Below are 20755 nucleotides of genomic sequence, written 5' to 3'. Positions count from 1 at the left end.
AAAAGGAAAAGAGCAGAAGATTCACTTCTACTCTTTCTCTTTATTTCCTTGTTCATTTTGTGGCTTCGAAGAGTTCCCACTTTGCTTCTGATCTTGTTTTTCATCTTTACTGCTGTGATCGGGAGCCTGGCTGTCTTTCTTCTCTTGATCCATTGAAGGTCGAGGTTCGGTTTTATGAATGGAATTATTGCTGGCTGCTGGGGTATCCTTCTTCTTTTGCTGTCCTGGCGCTTCATTGTTTGGGCGAGCTTTGTTCTCTGACGGATTCTTTTCTTTGTGTTCTGCTGGGTTCTTTTCTTTTTTCTCAGCAGGTTTTTCTTTTGGAGCAGGCTTGTTTGAATTGTTCTTTTCCTCCGTTTTTACAGGAGGAGCTTTTTCGGTTTTGGCTGCAGGCTCTTCAGCTTTCCTGTTTGGCTTCTGTGTTTTTTGCTGCTCTGTTTTTGGTGATGGATTGTTTTGTTTCTTTTCTGCTGCAGGCGGAGCTGGTTTCTTCTCACCTCTTGGAGGAATTGTCTTGTTTTTATCTGCCGGCTTGGTATTCTTTGTTTCTTTCTCATGATTCTTTCCGTTATTATTGGTTGGCGGTTTTTGCTCATTGACCGCTTTGTTTTCTTTTGGCACCGTTACGGCCTCGGCCTCTTCCCCCGATTTCCGCACATCAGGCTGCTGCTGGATTTTCAAGGTTTCGGTTTTTTTGATCATTTGTCCAACAGGGACGTGATCTTCTCTTGATTGACGCCATTGCGCCTTTGTGGCTTCCTTCATCTGAATTGCCATTTGCTTATTTTTCGCATCTGAAGAAACCGCAAGAACAACTTTCTTGATAGCCTTGTCAAAGTCACTGTCATCTTCTTCAACTGCCGTAATCGTAATTTGTTCTGTCTGGTCTGTCACCGCTATTTCAAAAACGCGGCTCAGCACATCTAACAGGGAGTCATTTTTCCAATCATCCAGTTGATGGATCAACTCGTGTCCGTCACTGTTCAATTCACGAATCGATACCACTTCATACTGGTCATTGATCCCCAGTTCAACACCGGGGTTGATTTGAACCTGTACATAGCCGAAAGCTTCTTCAGCAGGTGATACCAAACCAGACATAAACAGAACCAAAGCAGCCACTGCCGCGATTACAGGTGCCATAATCGGCTGCCAGCGAACTGCCGGTTTTTTTTCGTATGGATAAAAAGAAGCTTCTTCTCCTATTGACGGATTCCCTGCAGGCGTCCCTTTGATGAACCGGCCATTTGCCATCAGAAAAATGGAGCGGTCCTGATTCAGTTCTATGCATATTCCCGATTGTCTCCGCATCAGTTTAACCGCCCCTTCAAATAATCTTTTAAAAAATGCAAATCGCTCATCTGCAGCAACGCCATAGCGATTATGTACTTTCGATTGCGTTCAATCGTTTTTCGTGAAACCTTAACCAACTTTTCAATCTCCTTGATCGGCAATTTTCTCTTTTCCAATAAGTATTGGTTATATTCATCGGTTTCAGCTACCAATTGGGCAATCTGGATGGAAGTGATGCGTGCATCCTGATGAGCTGGCGACACTTTAACCAGTTCCTGAAAGGACAAGCCGAATTCCCGGAGAATCTCTTCGTATAAAGCGATTTCCTCCCGTCTTTTCTGGTTCTGCTGATTGGTGTCGTATGCTTCGGAAGCGGCATAATCTGCTATGCCATTATGCGTTTCCGGCTCTGCTGCCGGCATGAAATCATGGCTGAATTCGTCCCGGCGGCTTTCCTTGCGTATAAAATCAATGACACGCCTACGGATGACCATGTGGGCAAATGTCAGAAATGAAGCATTATTGGTATGGTCAAACTTTTGCACAGCTTCGTTAAAAGCAGAAAGCGCCACACTGTATTCATCATCATGATCGTCGATAAATCGTTTGCATACTTGTGATGCCGTCTTTTTCATAAAGGGTGAATAGGAAAAAAGCAAGTCATGCAAAGCCTGCTCATCACCGTCCTGAGCCTGTATTACCAATATTTCAGCATTGGATTTTTCGATACGTCCAAATCGCCCACCCAATGAAGTTAAAAGCACACCACTCACCTCTTTTCAAAGTCACTGCCTACTTGATTGTAACTTTGAAGGATTCAATTGAAAAGAGGCAGGTTTTTCTGTTCTTACCATTATTCGCTTTTAAAATGGTTCTTTTGTGGGTAGCCGATTCGACTTCTTAAAAGTCTATAGAAAAAAGGTACATTGAATTGGATTCAATGCACCTTTTTTAGTTTTTCCTTACAGGAACACGCTCTTATTTAACTTCCTGTTCCTTAACCTGTTCTTTATTCTGTTTGACTCCGAGAATTCCTCCAACTACAACGATGCCAAGGAGTACTGTCCAGAAGATCAATGTCCATGGTGTTGAGTGTGGGAAATCGTGTGGCAGAATCCCGACATTTTCGTGGGATAAAGTCATGACCAATAATTTCACGCCGACCCATCCAACAATAACAAAAGCTGCTGTTTCGAGCTGTGGGTATTTTTCAAGCAATTGCACAAATTTATGTGCTGCAAATCGCATGATGATTACTCCGATCAATCCACCGGCAAGCATGACCATAAACTGGCCTGAGTTAATGCCGCCTATATCTTCCATATTGAAGACAGTCAAATGCGGCAAGGTTACTGCCAACGCAACCGCTGCCAGCATTGAGTCGATGGCAAATGCAATATCGGCCAACTCCACTTTCAATACGGTCATCCAAAAACTTGAACCTTTTTTCTCAGGTTTTGCATCCACGCCTTCAAGAATCTCGTCTGTATCCCCTTTGCGCTGATCATATATGCTCTTGATTGAAATAAACAATAGATAAGCTGCTCCAAGTGCTTGGATCTGCCAAATATTAACTAACAGTGTAATCATGAATAATGCTGCAAAGCGGAAGACGAAAGCTCCTACCAATCCATAAAACAATGCTTTCTTCTGTTGCTCTTTCGGTAAATGCTTAACCATTACTGCCATTACCACTGCATTATCTGCAGCCAGTAGCCCTTCAAGTCCAACTAATACCAATAGGACCCAGGCATACTCCAATAAAATTGCTTCCATTCCGCTTTCTCCTCCTATTTTTGCCACCAAAAAAGACCTCCGCCTAAATAAAGGCAAAGGTCTCGCTAAGCAAAATTCGTTTGCTATCACAACCGATGGCTACTAACCATGTATTGACGACTGTGAAATAGGTTTCCCTATAGCTACTCCCCCTTGACTGAAAGTCAAAGTGTATTGAGTTGTAATGTCAGTATAGCATCTTTTTTATGCAAGGCAAAGTTTTAATGAATGGTGATTTGAAATTTCTTGTCATTTTTGTGCAGATTGTAAAAATCCACCATTGCCGGCATGGTTTCAAGAAAATCGGCACAGTGAATGCCACTGCCATTCAGAAGGCGTTTGGCATTCTGTGTGTCAAAATTCGCGGACCAAGTCAAATAATCCAAAGTTTCAACCTCCACCCCCAACCCTTTTCTTATTGCAGCAACCGACAAAGACACTTTCGCCAAGTTGTGCGGCAATCGCCCTTTTGGATTTTTCCCGGTCATCAGGTGGACCATTCCGCGGTAAACTTCTTCCACCGGATGAGGGTTCGGATCTGTCAGATGGATAGTTTGCCCTTCTGCTGCTTCCAACTTGCTGAGATAGATGGAGGCATTCAGAATATAATCGATCGGTACTACATTAATATAGGATTTTGAACGTCCGACAAATGGAATGATTGGCAGGAACTTGACGCGATCAATCAAATTCAGGAAAAAATAAGGCCCATCAAATTTGATGGTTTCCCCTGTCACTGAATGGCCTCGGACAATACCGGGACGGATAATCGTAACCGGCACTTTTTTTTTCATTTCATTCACCAGTAATTCCGCTTCGAACTTTGTTTCCTCATAAAAGTTTTTGAAAGCTTGTGGACGCTTCAAGTCATTTTCATAAATAGTTCCTTCCCGATTGCCTGCTACATAAGCGGTACTGAAATAGACGTAACGTTCCATAACAGGCAATGCCGCGACAAAGTCATTCACGTAGCGGGTTCCCTCCACATTGACTTTCCACGCAAGATCTCTTGGAACTGCGAGGTCATAGATTGCCGCAAGATGCCAAAATGTCACTTCTTTCTTTTCTAAATATTCTTTGTCGGCATGTGCAAGTCCAAGGCCGCTTTTGGTGATATCACCTTCAATCAGTTTAATGGCCCGGCAATTGGTTTCTTTTTGGATGCGCTCAGCTTCCTTTTCTGCTTTCGGCCGTTCCGACGAAAGGATGATGGCCGAAATCGCTTCGTTGTTCTCGGCATGCTTTTGAATCAATTGACTGGCAATGAATCCTGGAAATCCTGTAAATACCACTTCTCTCATAGATACATCTCCTTTTTACAATCATACTAAATTTTCCAATAATTTTCAGCAAAAAGAAAAAGTAAACCCGAAGGCTTACTTTTTATTCATTCTTCTTGTTTGTTTATCAAATAGGCTATAGACAATCGGTACAATGTAAAGGGACAGCAAGGTTGAACTGATAAGTCCACCGATTACAGTAATCCCCATCGGCTGGTTGATTTCAGTCCCTTCCCCAATTCCAATCGCCAGAGGAAGCAAGCCTAAAATAGTCGTCAATGCCGTCATTAAGATTGGACGGCGGCGATCGTGGACGGAAGTAATAATGGCGTCGTAGGAACCCATTCCCGCTTGTTTCCGCTGATTGATGTAATCAACCAGCACAATCCCGTTGTTGACGACAATACCCACCAGAACCAGCAGACCGATAACTGCGGTGATGCTGACCGGCGTCTGTGTGACAAACAAGGCAATTGCTACACCAATCGCCATCAACGGTACAGTGAACATGATGACCAATGGATATTTGAAGGATTCGAATTGTGCGGCCATAACGATGTAAACCAAGACGATAGCAAGCACAACCGCAAGCATCATATCGTTTATGGAGTTATCCAACAATTCCCGGTCTCCGCCAAACGAAATCATCGTATTTTCATCCAAGTCCAATTCTGCAATTGCTGTATCCACCTCATCAGACATGTCGCCCAAAGTGATGCTCGATTGATGCTGCAGGGTAAAGGAGACACTGTCTGCCTGGTCCACTCGTTGAATGCTGACAGGCCCTTGTGCAACTTCGATATCTGCAAGCTCCTGAAGCTCAACGAATTCCCCTGCAGGCGTCCGTAGCGATAATTCGCGCAGCTTTTCAAGACTGTTTCTTTCGCCTTCTTCATAAGCGACGTAAACACTGAGGACTTCATCATTCTCCGTCAATACCTGTGTAGCCAATACGCCCCGAGTGATATTATTGACAGTCTGAGCTATTTGAACCGGCGGCAAGCCATACTCGGTGGCCGCATCACGATTGATGGTCATCTGGATCTCATCGATCGTTTCTTGACGGTCATTCGTCAGTTCTGTCACTTCTGGAAGGTCTGTTAAAACCCCTTCAATATCAGCGACCGCGTTATCCAGCCGTTGCCGATCGGTATCCGTCACTGTAAAGGATAGGGTATTTGGCGAAGAACCGGCTGCTGTCTGCAAGTTGAAGCTGACCAAAGCCTGCTCTCCAACTGTCTCCAGTACCCGCGGCTGGACTTCATCCACAAATTCGAAAATGGAACGATCCCGTTCGCCCAGGTCCACAAGTTTCACATAGATTTCAGCAGTATTTGATTCTGAGGAACCTTGCGCCTGTCCCTGCTGAGTCGAACCGATCAAGCTGACGTAAACATCTACATCTTCTTCCAGTTTCAATTCATCTTCAATCTGATTGACCACCTCGTCTGTTGCTGTTCTCGAAGAGCCCTCTTCAAGCTCTACAGAAACACTGACGAAACCTTCGTCTGTCGCCGGTATAAATTCTGTACCGACTTGCATCACGCCAAAAGCGCCGACTACCAGCAAAACAAGTGCCGTAAACAAGACGATGATTCTGTGGCGCAATGCCCAAATAACGGATCCTTCGAATGCTTTGACGCTTTTTGACGCATCTTTCTGCACTTTTGGCTTGTCGCTTGGTTTTCCAAGCATTCTTGAAGCCATCATCGGAATGACGGTCAAAGCCACCGCTAAAGAGGCAAAAAGGCTGAATGAAATCGTTAAAGCAAATTCAAAGAAAATTTCTCCGATCAAGCCGGATATGAAGATAACCGGTATAAAAACAGCGACAGTGGTGAGGGTGGATGCAATGATTGCACCCGAAACTTCCTTCGCGCCTTCGGAAGCGGCTTTCTTCGAGTTTTTGCCCATTGCCAAATGGCGCTCGATATTCTCGATGACCACAATCGCGTTATCCACTAGCATCCCGATACCGAGAGCGAGTGCACCCAAAGTTAAAATATTCAAAGCAAAGTCAGCAAAGAACATCAACACAAAAGTCACAATGACCGAGTAAGGAATGGCCACCCCGATAATGATCGGACTCTTGATGCCGCGCAGGAAAAAGAACAAGACGAGCATCGCAAAAATCCCACCCAGAATCAGGGTTTGACCGATATTGCCGATTGCCAATTTGACGTAATCGCCCTGGTCAAACAGGATATCCGCTTCAACTCCCTCAAAACGTTCTTCGCTCAGCAACTCATCCAGCCTTTCCTGGAAAGCATCTGAAACTTCAGCTGTATTTGCCCGAGATTCCTGCAATGCCGACAGCAGGACAGCCGGCTCTTCATTGGTTCTTGTTTCACTATTGCTTTGACGTTCGCTGACGTTGACTTCGGCGACCTCAGCGATTGTTACATTTTCGCCTTCTATGGGGTCAATCGTAAGAACGAGTTCCCGTATCTCCTCAACACTTGTCAAGGTACTGATAATTCGGGTAGTCAAGTTCCGGCCATCTTCGGTTTCAATCGGTTCCCCCGGCAATGAAATGTTATTTGCCTGGATCAGCTGGACCACGTCCGATTGTTGGAGGCCGCGTTCTTCAAGTTCTGCCTGGTCCAATTCGATTTGGATTTCTTCTATTAAAGAACCGGAAATATTCACGCTGGCCACGCCATCTGTCTGGCGAAGCTCCGTTTCCAATTCTTCCGCAACCACACGCACATCAGCATCCGGGTCACTTGACCGCAGAGACAACTGAAGAATCGGGAATTGAGAAGGGTCGAACTTCAGAAAGCGTGGATCGTTTGAATCATCAGGTATCGGTGTTTGGTCGATCCGCTGCATAATGTCTGATTGGACATCGTCGATATCCGTCGACCAATCAAATTCCAGCAGGATAAAATTTGAACCTTCCTGGCTGTTCGATTGAATCGACTCAATCCCCGGCAAGGTCGCCAAATTCGCTTCCAGGGGCTTTGTTACTTTCTCACTTACTTCTGTGGGACTGGCCCCAGGGTAGTTGGTCACTACTACACCAATCGGCGGATTAAGTTCAGGTATTAGTGTAATCGGAATACGGCTGAATGAGACCGCTCCCAAAATGATGATCAGGAACATAATAACCAGCGTAAAAACAGGCCTTTTTATCGAAAAATCGCTTATTTTCATTTGTCCAACCCTCTCTTATCCGTGTTTCTCTATCATAAGAAAAATCACTTGCAACCGCAAATCATATAGATGATGTTCACCTTTTTGCCACTTTTTTCAAAAAAATAAAAAAACCTGCCGAAGCAGGTTCTTATTTTTATAGTAGGCTGTACAATCGAATGCCCGGATTTTTGTCCTGGAACCAGCGTGTCGCAAACTCGTTTTCGAATAAAAAGACATAATTATCGAAACGGTCCCGTACAAGCATGGAACGTCCACTTGACATCGATTCTTTGACATCTTCTTCATTTTCAATCCAGCGTGCAATTTTAGAACCGACCGGCTCCATTCGCACATCTACATTGTATTCATTTTTCATCCGGTGTTCGAACACTTCGAATTGCAACTGCCCGACTGCACCAAGGATGACTTCTTCCAGGTGAAGCGTTTTGTAGTATTGGATCGCGCCTTCCTGTACAAGCTGAAGAATTCCTTTATGGAAGTGCTTTTGTTTCATGACGTTTTTAGCGGTCACTTTCATGAAAAGTTCTGGAGTGAACTGAGGAAGTTTTTCAAATTGGAATTTCTTTCCGCTGGTGATGGTGTCACCAATTTGGTAATTCCCCACATCATGGAGACCGATGATATCTCCAGCTACGGCTTCATTGACCATTTCGCGGTCATCCGCCAGGAACTGGGTGGTTTGTGACAATTTAATGTTTTTGCCGGTACGCGCCAACGTCACGTTCATGCCCCGCTCGAATTTGCCGGAAACAATCCGTACAAAAGCGATGCGGTCGCGGTGAGCGGGGTTCATATTGGCTTGGATTTTGAAAATAAACCCTGAAAACGGCATCTCGACCGGATCGATTTCCTCTTTTTCCTGTGTATCGCGCGGCTGCGGCGAAGGTGCAAATTGCAGGTAAGTTTCCAAGAAGGTTTCAACACCGAAATTGCCTAAAGCACTGCCGAAGAACACCGGCGTCAATTCGCCTTTTTTCACCCGGTCGATTGAAAAATCGTTGCCGGCTTCGTTCAATAGATCGATGTCTTCCATCGCTTGTGTATAATAGGACGATTTGGTCATTTCGTGGTCATTCAGTAATTTCCCTTCTTCATTCAACTCCAGGAAACGTCCTTCTTTAGAACGGAATGGCTCAATGCGTTTGTTGAAACGGTCGTAAATGCCGAGAAATTCTTTCCCCATGCCAATCGGCCAGTTCATTGCATAGGATTGAATTCCTAATACTTCTTCCAATTCTTCCATCAATTCCAAAGGCTCTTTTCCTTGGCGATCCATTTTGTTGATGAAGGTGAAAATCGGAATGCCGCGCATCTTACAGACTTTGAAAAGCTTGACGGTCTGCGCTTCAATTCCTTTGGCAACATCGATGATCATGACAGCACTGTCGACGGCCATCAAGGTTCGGTAGGTATCTTCACTGAAATCCTGGTGTCCGGGAGTGTCGAGAATATTGACGCGGTGCCCGGCATAATCAAATTGCATGACGGAAGAAGTTACAGAAATTCCCCGTTGCTTCTCGATTTCCATCCAGTCGGATGTAGCGAACTTGCCGCTTTTCTTCCCTTTGACAGTTCCGGCATCACGGATAGCTCCACCGAATAATAACAGCTTTTCCGTTAAGGTCGTTTTCCCGGCATCCGGGTGGGATATGATGGCGAAGGTTCTTCTATTTTGAATTTCATTCTTTAATTGGTCTGACATGTTTATACGCTCCTTTAATCTACTCTCTTCATATTAGAGAAGGGGACTGAAAAAAACAAGGAATTTTAACGCCTGCAGAAAAAAGAAGCCACTGGAGGCTTCTTTTTAAGCTTATAGACAAAAGAGTATTTAGATCATTAGAAGAATAAATACTCATCTCATCATGTTTACACCGGATCCTGCGCTCCAGGCGGACGCTTTCCACGGGCTCGCGCAGGAAGCGAGTCGGGCTGTGCCTGACTCGTTTGCGACGAAGCTAGCGCAGCGATGCAGGAGCATATCTTTGCCCTTCGCCGCCTTGCACTTCGGATCCTTGAGTGAAAGATCTCTCCGATTTGTTGTTACTATTTTTATCCTGTAACTGACTAGCAGGCTTCTGTCTTTGATCGAAGCAACACATTCCCGACCAGGCTGGCCACGAGACTCCTGTGGGAGCAGCGCAGCGACGAAAGCTGAAGACCCCGCAGGAAAGGCATTGGCCGAAACTTGTGAGGTCAAGCCTTTGCGACGAAGCTAGCGCAGCGATGCAGGAGCATGGGTTTTTCCAGTGACGAGGAGGCTGAAGCTGAGCCCACGGAAAGCGAAGTGGCCAGCCTGGTTGGGGTTATGCACCGCTAATTATTTTGGTTAGACTTTTTCACTGAAACTTTTTCAATGCTTCCTGTATCGCGATTTCTTTGTCGCTGTGCGGGTATTTGGTATTGCCGATAATCTGGTAATCTTCATGCCCTTTTCCGGCAAGAATAATGATGTCGCCCGTTTCTGCCTGTTGCACAGCATGCTTGACCGCTTCTTCGCGGTCGCCGATGCAGGCGAAATTACTGTGGGTCATGCCGGTTTCCAAATCACCTAAAATACTGTCGTAAGCTTCATCGCGTGGATCATCTGTCGTCAATACGACATAATCTGCGACGGATGCTTTTTCAGCCATGATAGGGCGTTTTGTTTTATCGCGGTTGCCGCCTGTTCCTACCAGGAAAATGATTTTATTCGTTTTGAAATCCTGGACAGCATCAATCGCTTTTTCAATGGCATCCGGTGTATGCGCATAGTCGATGAAAACCGAGATAGGCGCCTCGATTTCCACTTTCTGCATACGGCCTTCGACAGGGGAAATCTCCGATAAAGCCTTCAGGATTTCATGCAGTTTGTAGCCTTCCGCATATAATGCGGCAATTGCCGCCAATGCATTGGAAACATTGAATTCGCCAAGCAACTTCATGCTTACCGGGAACTTCCCTTCCGAACATTCAAGAGTGAAGGACGTACCTTCATGTGTCAGTTCGATTTCCTTCGCTTGGAATTGAGCGTCGTTGCGAATGCCGTATGTGTAAACGGGGTGAGGCGTCATTTTCGCAATTTCGTTGGACCAGGAATCATCCGCGTTTAAAATGGCCTGTTTCCGGTTGGCAAGATCCTGCCCCAGCTGCGAAAACAATAAAGCTTTGGCATGGCCATATTCTTCCATAGTGCCATGGAAATCCAGATGGTCATGCGTAAGATTGGTGAAAATTGCCGTGTCGAATTCCACTCCTGCAAGACGGCCGAGGACCAAGCCATGCGACGAAACTTCCATCGTCATATGCGAACAATCTTCATCGCGTGCACGTGCAATCATCTGCTGTGTCGTCAATACATCGTTTGTCGTATTGGCCGATGGATGCAGTTGGCCATTCAGGTTGAAGCCAATCGTGCCCGTCAACGCCGATTTCTCGCCAAGATTCATCAGCATTGAATGCAGGATGCCCGCCACACTGGTTTTGCCGTTGGTGCCGGTGACACCGATCATGTGAAGAAGCTTGGAAGGATAGTCGTAAAACTTAGCAGCTAATAGACCCAAAGTCCGCGAAGTGCTGTCTACAAGGACGACTGTCGCATTATCAATGGTCAATGGCCTTTCAGCTATGATCACCGCTGCCCCTTGATCCGCAGCACCTTGTGCAAAATCATGGCCATCCACTGTATAGCCGGCGATGCATACAAAAATTGAGCCGGCTTTAATGTCACGGGAATCTATTGTCAGGTGTTCAACCGTTTCGGGCAAAGCTCCTTTAATCTGCTTATATGGAATTGCCGCAAGTAAATCTTTGCTGTTCATGTAGATCCTCTCCTAACTCTTATGAAACCAATGGAGACAGCACATATGCATGAAGCAAGGCTGCCGCCGCTTTTAATGAATCTGTATGGGTACGTTCATACGAATGTGACGCTTCAATGCCCGGACCAAACAAGGCATGTTTGACATCATGGCCGGCGCTGATCGCAGCTGAAGCATCCGATCCATAATAGGGATAGATGTCGACTTTGTAGTCGATCCCCTGGTCTTTCGCCAGGGAAATCAGATGGCGGGTCAATCCGTAATGATAAGGGCCGCTTGAATCTTTCGCACAAATGGAAACGGTATATTCATCCGATTCCTGTCCGTCTCCAATAGCGCCCATGTCGACCGCAATGTATTCCTGTGTTTCCGGAGGTATGCTTGAATTGCCGCCATAGCCGATTTCTTCATTATTGGATATATAAAAGTGGGTCGTATTCGGCAGCTGTTCTCCAGTCTCTTTCAAATGCTTCACCAATTGAAGGAGCAACGCCGTGCTTGCCTTATCATCCAAATGGCGGGATTTAATGTATCCGGATTGGGTCGCTTCAAATCTTGGCTGGAACGACACAAAATCGCCTACTTCAATGCCGAGGCTTCTTACCTGTTCCTGCGAAAAAGCTTTCTCGTCCAGGCGAACTTCCATATTGTCTGCACTGCGTTCAGCGGATCCTGCATCTTTGTAGACATGGACGGTGGTCTGATGCAAAAGAATGGTTCCGGAGACCGTCGAGCCATCCGCTTTATGTATGAGGCAGTTTTCCCCTTCGATGGCATTAAATTTAAAGCCTCCGACCAATGACAACTTTAAGCGGCCGCTTGGTTTGATTTCCTTCACCATCGCGCCGAGTGTATCAACATGGGCAGTCAGAAGCCGATGCTGCTGCTGATTTCCCCCTTCGATCGTCGCAATCACCGCACCTTTATGGGTGGTCTTGTGATCAATGCCCCACTGTGTCAACACTGTGCGGATTTTTGACATGACATCCATGGTGTATCCTGAAGGGCTTGGAATTTCCACTAGTTCTTTCAATAATTCGATGGTTTCGTTTTGATTCCATTGGTAAGTCATTTCTATCACTCCTCGATCTTATAATCATATCAAAATGAAAGATGTTCGGACAGTCCTGTCTTATAGTATTATAGTATAAGTTGACTCAAAGAATTCACCCCAGCCTCTGGCATCAGCCATTTTTAGGTTGGTTCTAGTGAAAAATAGAATTGCTTAATGAAATTCGACAAGCAAGTATACGCAATGAACCACATAAAAGCATGAACTTGAGGTGTCCAATGGAAAGAAATGAAACCAACCGCAAAAGAAATCAATTATTCATCCATTTGTACGGATTTTCAAGCATCCTGCATTTTCTGCTCAATCAGTGGATCGAGATGAATTCTGCAATTATATCGCCGTTGTTCGGCATCTTTTCCTATCTGGTGCTGCTGGGGTTATTTTCTGTAAAAATACAGGAACGTGCTCTTCAATTCATGGTTCTTTTTGCTATGAATTTGTATGTTTTCATTTTAAATTTCGAATCTTTGTCCTCTGTAACGCTTGTTTTTTTTGTAATACCCATTATTGCTTCTGCCCTATACAATGATACGAAACCAATCGTCATACTGGCTGTTGTCACTTCTATTGAATTTGCGCTTCTATTGACCGTATTTGACCGGTTTGCAGCGAGAGCCCCATTGCCTTATATCCAACTCTCCATTGTTGTTTTTTTCGTTGCTGTATTATCGATTACACTTTTACACAGTATTTATTTCAGCCATTACTGGAAGCAGTTAGAAATTAAAAATGCGTCGATGGAAAAGGCCTTGATGTCGAAGGAAGGTTATCTACAATTATTTTTTGAAACTGCGAAAGATGCCATTGCGGTGTTCGATTCAAACAATAAAATCATCGCCGTCAATCCGGCTTTCGAGGATCTTTATGGGTGGACTTCCGAAGAATGCATCGGAAAAATCTTGCCGCTTTATCCGGAGGATATGAGAGAGGCCGCCGAGAAACGAACATTGGACGTTCAACAAGGGGAAAGTTATTCCCTGCTTGAAACCGTAGATGTCCGAAAAGATGGCAGCCGTTTCCATGCACAGGTCACCTTATCACCCATTTTTGACCGTTCTCAAAAAGTGATAGCCACGTCCATCATCTCACGGGATATCAGCTATCAGAAAGAGTCGGAAAAACTGATTCTTCAATCGGAAAAACTGAAGCTCGCCGGCGAAATTGCTGCAGGCGTTGCACACGAAATCAGAAATCCGATGACCGTCATTTCCGGTTTCGTCCAAATGATGCACCATGATCCCAAGCATCTGTTTCCGGAGTATACAGCATTGATCCAATCCGAGATGGACCGGATCAACCTGATCATCAGTGAATTTCTGATTTTGGCAAAACCTCAAGCTTCAGCATTGAAGAAGTTCAGCATCCAAAATGCATTGGATGATATTTTGCTGCTGTTCGGTCCAGAACTTAATCTGCATGGCATCACAGTGAAAAAAGACTGGAATGAAGATTTCCAGGTCAACGGGGAAGAGCATCACTTGAAGCAAGTTTTCATCAATTTACTGAAGAATGCGATTGAGTCGATGGATGAACCTGGAGAAATTCGGATTTTGATGAAAGCCGAAGACGAATCCATGTTGTCCATCACCTTCAATGATTCGGGAAATGGCATCTCAGCAGCAGATTTAGGAGAGGTTTTCCAACCTTTTTATACGACGAAAGCAACCGGCACAGGGCTGGGATTGCTCATTTCCCAGAAAATCGTCCAAGAACATCAAGGCGACCTCCTTATATCGAGTACATTGGGCGTAGGAACAGCCGCCAAAATTCTGTTGCCGCTCAATAACTGAAAAACAGCAGGAGAAAAATCCACGGATTTTTCTCCTGCTGTTTTTTTGTGTTTTAGTTAGTGTATAGGTTTTGATTAATCCCAGTCATCATCATCGTCATCAGTATCCGAATCGACTTTCAATATGGAACCATCTTTTGCATTGACCTCGACATCATGCTCCGTACGGCCATCTTTAATATCGATTTCGTAATACGAAACGCCATCATCTTTTTCGAGTTCGAGACTTTCAACTGTTCCGCTCACTACTGCTAAAGCTGCCTCGACTGCTTTTTCAGAACCGATCAATTCCTCGCTCGATGATGCCGTTTGGCTAGTGGAATTGCTTGCAGCGGATGATGTACCTGCCGATGAAGCTGCTTCTTTCATTTGTTTAGAATCGTAATCTCTGTCTTTTTCACGTTTTTGCTTCAGTACTTCGCCTGTGTAGGCATCGAATTCAAAATCATATTCGTAGCCATCAAAATCGATATCGACTTCGTAATGGGGTCTTCTGTCATCTTTGTCCAATTCAATATCGGTGATGCGACCATCTGCCAACTCCAAGGCTTTCGCTGAGACTTCCTCAAAACGGAGCATTTTTTCAGTTGCTGAGGATGTCTGCACTTCATTGGTCACCGTTCCTGATGTAGATGCTGGATTGGCTGCAGGCGCTTCGGTGTTGGCCAAGACAATGCCCCCAAACGCTAAAACCCCTGCTGCAACTGGAATGTAAATTAATTTCTTCATGTAATTTCTCCTCCTCATTTGTTGTTACTCTTACAATAACCTTCTCTTCTGAGGAGAAGATTAAGGCTTTATGAGAATTTGATGAGAAATCCATGAAACTGTTCTCAGTGTCAATCATCCCACTCGACCGACATCGTATCACCGCGTATTGCATGGATCTGAACAGTCGCTTCTTGCTCGGTCTGATCGTTTTCAATTTCCACCAAGTAGTAGCCGCCGTCTTCCGTCTGTACAAACTCCGCTTCCTGAAGTTCTCCGTCCAAGGTGTTTTTAGCCAGCCGGACTGCTTCATCCCGCGTAATGATTCGATCAGGTTCCGGTTCCTCCGCTGGAGATTCCGCTTCAATCGGCTCCTGGCTAATCTTCCATACTTCCCCAGTTGCTGCAGATAAGACAACCGTCGACATCTGTGTTTCTCCCTTGACCTTGACGTCATACTCATTGCGTCCTTCGTCGTAACTGATGCTGTCGACTGTCCCTTCAGCTTTTTCCAAAGCAAGGTCCTTCGCTTGCTGTTCAGTCAGTTCTTTGGCCGCTGCCGTTTTTTCAATCAATTCCATATTTTCGACTTGACCGTTCTGTCGGTTGACCAATGCCAAGTAACGTCCATCCGCCCGCTGAAATTCCACGCTGTAGACTTTACCGGATTCCGTGGTTTGTTCCACTTTTCCTCCGTAGAGGCTGATCACCGTTTCATTGGCCTGATCCATCGTTATCTCCTCTGAAGAATTCGGGAACAACAGAAACACCAAGACTACTGCTCCTAGCAAGATTGTCGCTGACGCCATAACCATCCATTTTCGCATCACAATCCCTCCTGCTTTGAGTGTACATCCCCAACATTAAAATTCTCTGAGAAAATGATGGATACTGTGGTCCCCAGCTGTTCGATGCTTTCCAGCTCGATTTTGACGTTCAGCGAATCAGCCAATTGCTTCGCCAAAGACAAGCCCAAGCCAAAACCACCTGTTTCCCGGCTTCTTGCTTTATCGACCCGGTAAAAGCGTTCAAAGACATACGGCACTGCTTCTTTTGGAATGCCGATTCCCGTATCGCGAATCTGGATGACGGTGTCGCCATTTTTCCTCGCCACTACTTCGATCTTGTCCGAACTGTATTTCCGGGCGTTATCCAGGAGAATATACAGCAACTGTTTGAACTTTGCCGTATCGGTCGTGATCGGCAGTGACTGTTCCGTGGTGATCAGCTTGAATTCACGATTGTAAGATGTGTTCATCGCTGTCACAGTCTGCTCCAATAAATCTACGGCGTTCACTTTTGTCCATTCAACTTGCGACTCACTCCGGCGGGCAATGTGCAGCAACTGCTCGATCAACGCTTTCATCCGATCGGTTTCTGCGCGAATGGCAGAGATGCTTTCCTCTGCAATTTTCTCATCCTGCATCCCTTGCCGCTCGAGCAATTTGGCATAACTGCCGATGACCGTCAGCGGCGTCTTCAGTTCATGGGAAGCATTTGAAACAAACTCCTCCTGCTTGGAATAATTCTCTTCCAACAAGCCCATCATTTCGTTGAAGGTATGGCCCATCTGCGCCAGCTCATCCTGAGACTTCCCTTCCACGGGCAATTTTTCAAATTGGCCGTTTCGCTGGATGCGCGTCATAGTCTTTGTAAGATTTGTGATGGGCTGTGTCACAATTTTCCCCAGCACGATGCTGGAAATGATGACAGGAATCATCGCCAGTAAAGTTCCCACCACCAATACCAGGCGCAGCGTATTCAAATTATTCGTCGTTTCCCGTAAAGATTGCGCAACTGTCAATTCCGCCACTTGGCCGTCTGTCCAGATGATGGGTGCTTTGCTGTAGGCAAAACGCTCACCTTCCACATTCACCGTTCCGGACTGGCCCTCCAATTCTGCAGGAAGCTGGACAGTCACTGACGGAGATTGGATGGGAGAAGGCTGTTCGCCTTCTGGAACCGTCACCTTCACAAGTCCGTTGACCGGCATATAGGCCCGCAGCACAATTCCTGGATCTCCAGCAGTTTCATTGAGATCCGCCACTAAGGCATTTGTTTCTGCCTGCAGCTGCTCCACTTCCGTTGAATATGTCAATTGGCTGAATGAAAAATAAATGACAAAAGCCAGTACCAGCAAAATGACCAGCATCAACAAAGCGGAAGAGATATGGATTTTATTTTTCAGTTTCATGGCCTTGCTCCTTCAATACATATCCGACTCCACGGACGGTCTGGATGTAGGTCGAGTTTTCACCGGCGTCCACTTTCTTCCGCAAATAGCGGATATAGACATCGATCACATTGGTATCTCCGTAATAATCATAGCCCCACACCGCATTCAGCACTTGTTCCCGGCTGAGTACCTGCTGTGGATTTTTGATCAAATACAGCAGCAGGTCAAATTCCCGTGGCGTCAATTCGATTACACGTCCGCCTCTTTTGACGTCCCGGGTACTTTCGTTCATCTCCAACTCATGGAATCGGTGCAGCGTCGAATTGCCGTTGCCGTTCGACAAGCGCAGGCAAGCGCGGATCCGTGCCAACAACTCTTCGATTTCAAATGGTTTGGTGACATAATCGTTAGCTCCCAAATCCAAGCCGGCCACTTTATCTTTCACATCGTTTTTGGCAGTCAGTAAAATAACCGGAATTGACCCATCAGAAGAACGGATGCGTTTCAAAACATCCAGCCCGTGGATTTCCGGCAGCATCAAATCAAGCAGGACCAAATCCCAATCCTGTTCCCGGAATTGGATCAATCCTTCAGATCCTGTATGCGCGACGCCTATTTCGTATCCTTCAAACTTCAATTCCAATTCCAGTACACGTGCAATGCTTTTTTCATCTTCCACAATTAAAATGCGTTCCGCCATTGCCATCACCTCTTAGTATTTATCATAGCAGATTTAAGAAAAGCGTAGGCAGCCGTTTAGCCCCGACAAGCGCTGGAAGTCTTACCGGTAATGGCGCTCTTTGCCATTGTCGGTAAGACTGAAGCGACTCGAGGGGCGGCTGCTGAAGTCTGGACAATAAAGAAAAGCGTAGGCGCCCGTATAGCTCTGACGGGCATAAGACAGACCAGCAAAGTGGCGTTCTCTGCCACGGCGCTGGGTGGGCTTATGACCCGAAGAGCTGGGCGCTGGAGTCTGGACAATAAAGAAAAGCGCAAACCAACCTAAGAGCCCAGCAATCCGACAACGAAAAAAAGCGACCCGGAGGCCGCTTATCTCAATACCGTTTTGATCCATTTCGCTTTGTTTTTATAAGGCGGAAAGACCAGGTTCGTTGAAAATTTGGTTGATTTTTTCAGAATCGATTTGGCATGCGTAAAGGTTTCAAAGCTGGATTTCCCATGATAGGAATTGATGCCTGACGTGCCGATTCCGCCAAACGGCAGATACGAACTGCCCACATGGGAAACCGTGTCGTTGATGCAGCCGCCGCCAAACGGCAATTGATCCAGGAAGAACCGGATTGCTCGGTCATTTTCCGAGAACAGGTAAGCCGATAGAGGCTTCGGCAATTTGCGGATCTGGCGCAGCAGCAACGGTAAATCGTTGTAGGTGATGATCGGCAAAATCGGCCCGAAAATCTCATCTTCCATCGAAGGGCTGTCCCAAGTGATGTTGTCCAGAAACACTGGCTCGATGTACAGGTCATCGCGGTCCATTTTGCCGCCGTAGATGACATGATTGGCTTCCTTCTGCACGATTTCCGCTAATCGGTCAAAATGCTGCGTGTTGACGATGCGTCCGTAATCTTTGCTCTTTTGTGCATCTTTGCCATAAAAGTTCTGTATCGTTTTCGTCAATTTTTTCAGGAATTCGTCTTTAACCGATTCATGCACACAAATATAATCCGGTGCCACACAGGTTTGCCCGGTGTTCATCAGTTTTCCCCAAGCAATCCGTTTCGCTGCCAGATCAAGATTTGCAGTCTGGTCCACAATTGCCGGGCTTTTGCCGCCGAGCTCCAAGGTAATCGGTGTTAACCGTTCCGATGCCGCTTTCATGATGACTTTCCCGACATTGACGCTGCCCGTGAAGAAAATATAATCGAATGAAGCGTGGATCAAGGCCGTCACTTCTTCACGCTCGCCTTCAACTACACGAATATAGTAGGAAGGAAACGCTTCTTCAATGATAGTACGGATGACTTTTGCTACGTGAGGCGTCGCTTCAGAAGGTTTGACGACTGCACAATTCCCGCCGATGATGGCACCGATCAAAGGCTCCATCACCAATTGGAAGGGGTAATTGAAAGGCCCGATGATTAAAACAGAGCCATACGGTTCACGGATGACAAAGCTTTTCGCCGGCTGAAGATGAATCGGTGTCTTGACTGGCTCCGGCTTCATCCAGTCTTCCAGGTTTTTCGCCATGCTGCCGATGCTGTCGAGCACAAATCCCACTTCCGTGGCATAGGCTTCAAATTCACTTTTGCCCAAGTCTTTCTTCAAGGCATCAATCACTTCAGTTTTACGGGATTGGATCACCTTTTTTAACCGATGCAATTGCTCAACCCGAAACTCTGTTGATTTAGTGGCACCTGTATAAAAATAATTGCGTTGTTCTTCAATCATCTGTTCCACGTCAGTTGCTGTAAAATTCATTTTCCAACCTCCTTCAAGTTTCTTCATTATACCAATTAAGGCAGGAGATTCAAAAAATGAACACTTATTCAGTCAATAAATGATCAATATAGCGTTGGACGACTAGTCCTTCTTCAAAATTGACCAAAAGGGTCGATTGATTGTTCATTTCCTCAAAAAGCGAAGGGACATCATCGAATTCATTGATCAATTGGCGATCTTCGCCTTTTGCCGATTCATAAAGATCTGACCAGTTCTCTAGCGTCAGAACTCCTCGCTCACCGTAAACCTTGAACTGCAGCAACTCTTTTTGTCCGATGCCGCTGATGCCTGTCACCAGAAAAGGAATCTGGTCGCGGGTAAGCCCATGGGCGATCAATCCGGTTTCACATTTTTCAACTTCTTCCGGATAGCTGATGTGATGGGAGGTAAATGATAAGTCACCGAAAAGCCGGTTCATCAATTGAAAATAATGGGGAAAGACTTCACGGACAAAGCCTCCCTGACTTCTCGACCCGATCCAAGGATTCTGCTGCCACAATCTTGGCCAATCGGGGAAAAAGGTCTGCAGTTCGATCCGGACTATTTTTCCGATGTGGCCGCTCTTGACGCGCTTAGCCATTTCGCGGACTGCCGGTTTATACATCAACGGAAAATGCATAGCCGTTTGGATGCGATTATCCTGCGCAGCAGCTGCCATCATTTCGCCGCCTTCCACATTCTGCGCCAATGGTTTTTCACATAAGATATTGATCCCAGCACTGGCTGCAAGTTCGGCGATTTCGGCATGAAAAGCTGGCGGTGTCGCAATATAGACCCAGTTGATATCCGAATGGAGAACTTCCTCCACTGATTTCGCCATCGGAATTCCGTAGGTTTCGCTGATTTGTGTGAGCCGTTCCGTCTGTTGATCGTATACTGCTCTGATCTCTATATGGCCTTCCTGCTGAATCTGTTTAATGATCCGTTCGCCAACAATTCCCGCTCCAATGATGCCCATTGAAATCATTTAGAATCTCTCCTTTTAAGGCCTTCCGGCTTTTTTTACGCTGTTTGTTTATTAGTGTAACCTTTGGGGGTATAGAATAGTCAAACAATACCACTACCGTCTGAGGAGGAAATATGATGAATAAACAATTGAATTGGTGGGAACCTATTTTCACAGGAGAACTGGAAGTCGGGGTCAATAAAGAAAAGCTTGAAAGCCTTACCGAAGAGTCCATCTTGTATTACGACGAAGCTGCGCAGCAAACGGAGCCAGCACTTTAATTGCTGAAGTCTATA

Annotated in this window: 16 protein-coding genes; 2 read left to right on the top strand and 14 right to left on the bottom strand. The window is 45.8% G+C overall.

Annotated features, from left to right (window positions below):
• Positions 1 to 27: 27 nt before the first annotated feature.
• The 8 genes from ACRC6Q_RS06060 to ACRC6Q_RS06025 form a co-directional block, all read right to left on the bottom strand.
• Positions 28 to 1311 (bottom strand): anti-sigma-I factor RsgI family protein, encoded by a 1284-nt coding sequence (locus tag ACRC6Q_RS06060; protein ID WP_431466065.1) that lies wholly within the window; start codon positions 1309 to 1311, stop codon positions 28 to 30.
• A complete protein-coding gene (gene sigI, locus ACRC6Q_RS06055) occupies positions 1311 to 2057 on the bottom strand; it encodes an RNA polymerase sigma-I factor (protein ID WP_223633811.1) in 747 nt (248 codons plus the stop codon). Before sigI ends, ACRC6Q_RS06060 begins: the two co-directional genes overlap by 1 nt.
• Positions 2058 to 2271: 214 nt before the next feature.
• A complete protein-coding gene (locus tag ACRC6Q_RS06050; protein WP_223633814.1) occupies positions 2272 to 3069 on the bottom strand; it encodes a TerC family protein in 798 nt (265 codons plus the stop codon).
• Between the two features lie 221 nt (positions 3070 to 3290).
• Positions 3291 to 4370, bottom strand: a complete 1080-nt coding sequence (locus ACRC6Q_RS06045; protein WP_431466064.1) for an SDR family oxidoreductase — start codon at positions 4368 to 4370, stop codon at positions 3291 to 3293.
• 75 nt (positions 4371 to 4445) lie between these two features.
• Positions 4446 to 7505, bottom strand: a complete 3060-nt coding sequence (locus ACRC6Q_RS06040; protein WP_431466063.1) for an efflux RND transporter permease subunit — start codon at positions 7503 to 7505, stop codon at positions 4446 to 4448.
• 136 nt (positions 7506 to 7641) lie between these two features.
• Positions 7642 to 9210: a peptide chain release factor 3 gene (locus ACRC6Q_RS06035; RefSeq protein WP_223633819.1), complete on the bottom strand. Its 1569-nt coding sequence runs from the start codon at positions 9208 to 9210 to the stop codon at positions 7642 to 7644.
• A gap of 637 nt (positions 9211 to 9847) precedes the next feature.
• Positions 9848 to 11308, bottom strand: coding sequence for a UDP-N-acetylmuramoyl-L-alanyl-D-glutamate--2,6-diaminopimelate ligase (locus ACRC6Q_RS06030; RefSeq protein WP_223633820.1), 1461 nt, complete (start codon positions 11306 to 11308; stop codon positions 9848 to 9850).
• A 19-nt stretch (positions 11309 to 11327) separates the two neighbouring features.
• Entirely contained in the window at positions 11328 to 12380 is a 1053-nt protein-coding gene (locus ACRC6Q_RS06025) for a M42 family metallopeptidase (protein WP_431466062.1), read from the bottom strand.
• Between the two features lie 218 nt (positions 12381 to 12598).
• On the opposite strand from ACRC6Q_RS06025, the gene ACRC6Q_RS06020 reads away from it, so the two are divergent.
• The gene (locus ACRC6Q_RS06020) at positions 12599 to 14170 is read left to right on the top strand and encodes a PAS domain S-box protein (protein ID WP_431466061.1); all 1572 of its coding nucleotides are present in this window, start codon (positions 12599 to 12601) and stop codon (positions 14168 to 14170) included.
• 74 nt (positions 14171 to 14244) lie between these two features.
• On the opposite strand, the gene ACRC6Q_RS06015 is transcribed toward ACRC6Q_RS06020, so the two are convergent.
• The 6 genes from ACRC6Q_RS06015 to ACRC6Q_RS05990 form a co-directional block, all read right to left on the bottom strand.
• Complete coding sequence (locus ACRC6Q_RS06015; protein ID WP_431466060.1) at positions 14245 to 14898, bottom strand: PepSY domain-containing protein; 654 nt, start codon at positions 14896 to 14898, stop codon at positions 14245 to 14247.
• Between the two features lie 110 nt (positions 14899 to 15008).
• Positions 15009 to 15704: a PepSY domain-containing protein gene (locus tag ACRC6Q_RS06010; protein ID WP_223633833.1), complete on the bottom strand. Its 696-nt coding sequence runs from the start codon at positions 15702 to 15704 to the stop codon at positions 15009 to 15011.
• Positions 15704 to 17071 (bottom strand): sensor histidine kinase, encoded by a 1368-nt coding sequence (locus ACRC6Q_RS06005; protein WP_223633836.1) that lies wholly within the window; start codon positions 17069 to 17071, stop codon positions 15704 to 15706. The genes ACRC6Q_RS06010 and ACRC6Q_RS06005 overlap by 1 nt, the downstream gene beginning before the upstream one ends.
• Complete coding sequence (locus ACRC6Q_RS06000) at positions 17055 to 17753, bottom strand: response regulator transcription factor (protein ID WP_223633839.1); 699 nt, start codon at positions 17751 to 17753, stop codon at positions 17055 to 17057. The genes ACRC6Q_RS06005 and ACRC6Q_RS06000 overlap by 17 nt, the downstream gene beginning before the upstream one ends.
• A 350-nt stretch (positions 17754 to 18103) precedes the next feature.
• Positions 18104 to 19492: an aldehyde dehydrogenase gene (locus ACRC6Q_RS05995; protein WP_431466059.1), complete on the bottom strand. Its 1389-nt coding sequence runs from the start codon at positions 19490 to 19492 to the stop codon at positions 18104 to 18106.
• Between the two features lie 64 nt (positions 19493 to 19556).
• Positions 19557 to 20480, bottom strand: coding sequence for a Gfo/Idh/MocA family protein (locus tag ACRC6Q_RS05990; RefSeq protein ID WP_431466058.1), 924 nt, complete (start codon positions 20478 to 20480; stop codon positions 19557 to 19559).
• Between the two features lie 116 nt (positions 20481 to 20596).
• On the opposite strand from ACRC6Q_RS05990, the gene ACRC6Q_RS05985 reads away from it, so the two are divergent.
• A complete protein-coding gene (locus ACRC6Q_RS05985) occupies positions 20597 to 20740 on the top strand; it encodes a hypothetical protein (protein WP_223633856.1) in 144 nt (47 codons plus the stop codon).
• The last annotated feature ends 15 nt before the right edge of the window (positions 20741 to 20755 follow it).

Origin of the sequence: Planococcus sp. SE5232 (assembly GCF_050686535.1) — a bacterium.
Classification (GTDB): Bacteria; Bacillota; Bacilli; order Bacillales_A; family Planococcaceae; genus Planococcus.
Note: the sequence above shows the minus strand (reverse complement) of the source record. Positions and strands in the feature narration are given on the sequence as shown.